General features: G+C 63.6%; 2 protein-coding genes. Both read right to left on the bottom strand.

Annotation, left to right across the window (positions count from 1 at the left end):
* Positions 1-357 precede the first annotated feature (357 nt).
* Positions 358-489, bottom strand: a complete 132-nt coding sequence (locus C1I95_RS37000) for a hypothetical protein (RefSeq protein WP_267900734.1) — start codon at positions 487-489, stop codon at positions 358-360.
* A gap of 18 nt (positions 490-507) precedes the next feature.
* Positions 508-1368, bottom strand: a complete 861-nt coding sequence (locus tag C1I95_RS33750) for a hypothetical protein (RefSeq protein WP_111220150.1) — start codon at positions 1366-1368, stop codon at positions 508-510.
* Positions 1369-1693: the final 325 nt, after the last annotated feature.

The raw sequence follows: 1693 nt of genomic DNA, 5'->3' as shown, positions 1-1693 counted from the left end.
CCGTTTACCCCCCGAAAACCCCGGCCAGAGACTGACAATCAGTGACAAGGCGCGACCGCTGCTTGGTGATGTTTGTGCAGATCAATGCCCACTTGTGGTAAGTGATGACAAGCCTGGAATGGCTACGTTCCGTAACAAGGGGTTTTGACAACCAATGACAAGCCCTGAGGAGCGATGCTCGACAAGGGGCTCTCCTCGGTTCAAATCTCCTCGTTCGCCACGAGAGTCTGATGTGCAACCGGGAACGCGTCGGTTGAGGATTCTACTCCTCGCAGGTGGGTGTCGGCGTAACGCGGCCTTGGCAGGTGTTCCTTGCTGTTGTTGGTTTTCCGGGTGTCGTTGATCATTCGCGCGCCGTCAGCAACCCGCCCGGAAGATCCCCTCCCGTCTGCCGCGCTCGAAGGTCGGGGAGGCCCAGACGTGCTCGGTGCCGGCCAGAAAGGTGCCGGTGCCGGAGTTGATGATGAGCCGCCGGAGCGTGGTCTGCATCTGGGCATGGCGCGGGTCCTATTCGATGGGTTGGCGATCGCTGTCGTCGGCTTGCCAGTCGGCGAAGAGTTCGGTGAGCTTGGCTTTTGTCCGGTCGTTGAGGATCTTGGTGGCGTCGTCTCCGAGTGGTCTCAGTGCGTGTTGGCGTACGGCGGGATGTTGTGCGGGTGCTGGACAGATGAAGACGGCGAGAACTCGTAGCGCGCGGAGTGCTTCGTCGCTGGAGAGGATGTCGAGTAGCGGGACGCCGCTGAAGGCTGCGGTTCGAAAGGCCTGCCATGCTTTGTCGACGATCAGGTCGATCACGGTCTCGGTGACATGGGGCCGCTCTGCCTGCCAGGTCGAGAGCCGGATCATGCGTTTGACTGTGCCGGGGATGCTGTCGAACGCGCACCGGGTTGTCTCGATGGTCTGGACCAGTCCGATGAAGAGGTCACACCAGCCGTGGTTGGTGAGTTCGCGCTTGACGGCGGCTGTGTCTGACGTGGCGCGGTGGAGGTCGGCGGCGATCTCGTGCCAGGCCCTGCGGCCCATCTCTTCGGCGAGGGCGGTCACCTGCTCGACGGGCGACGGGTAGGGATCGTCTGGGTCGGGGCTAGCGGGTATCGGGCGGGCGGCAAGCCAGTCGGCAATGTCCACGCGAGCGAGGTCGATGGTCGCTTTCTGGTTGCGGACGGTCGGTTTCAGGCGCGGTGGATGGTCATCCGTCCAGGCCAGCTTGCCCTCGAGGTCCTCGCGTTTGCGCTGGCGTGCCGTGTCATCGCGGCCGACGTGGTCGAGCCAGCCTTGTACGCCGTGCTGTGAGCCGCCGCAGCCGGTGCAGCGGCAGAAGTGTTGCTGGGCTGTCTCGCAGCGGGAGTTGTGGGTGCCGTTGTTCATCTGCGGCCACCTCGCTGGTCCGGTCGTCCCGGCGGTGCGGAGCTTGATCGCTGACTGAACGGATGCGCACCTGCACGTTACGTCACTGGGTGGTTTGTGCCAACTGGCTGCAGGCGCAGTGAATTCGGTCGTGCATGCGACATCGTGAGTAGGGAGACTGTCGTGGCAGTCGATTCGTAGGGCGGCTCGTCTCAGGTTCTAGTACGGCAGCCGCCGTTTGGGATCATGGCTGGAGTTCGAGGTTGAGGCGTCGGGTGTAGTGGGCTTGGCGGGCTCGGGCTTGATGGCGGCGGCGCCAGTCTGACCAGCGGAGGCGGTGGGTGAG

Source organism: Micromonospora craterilacus (genome assembly GCF_003236315.1).
GTDB lineage: Bacteria > Actinomycetota > Actinomycetes > Mycobacteriales > Micromonosporaceae > Micromonospora > Micromonospora craterilacus.
This window is presented reverse-complemented; position numbering and strand designations above follow the sequence as displayed.

Coding starts and splice junctions, on each gene's coding strand:
- C1I95_RS37000 (WP_267900734.1), bottom strand. CDS start 489: ATGCAGACCACGCTCCGGCGGCTCATCATCAACTCCGGCACCGGCACC.
- C1I95_RS33750 (WP_111220150.1), bottom strand. CDS start 1,368: ATGAACAACGGCACCCACAACTCCCGCTGCGAGACAGCCCAGCAACAC.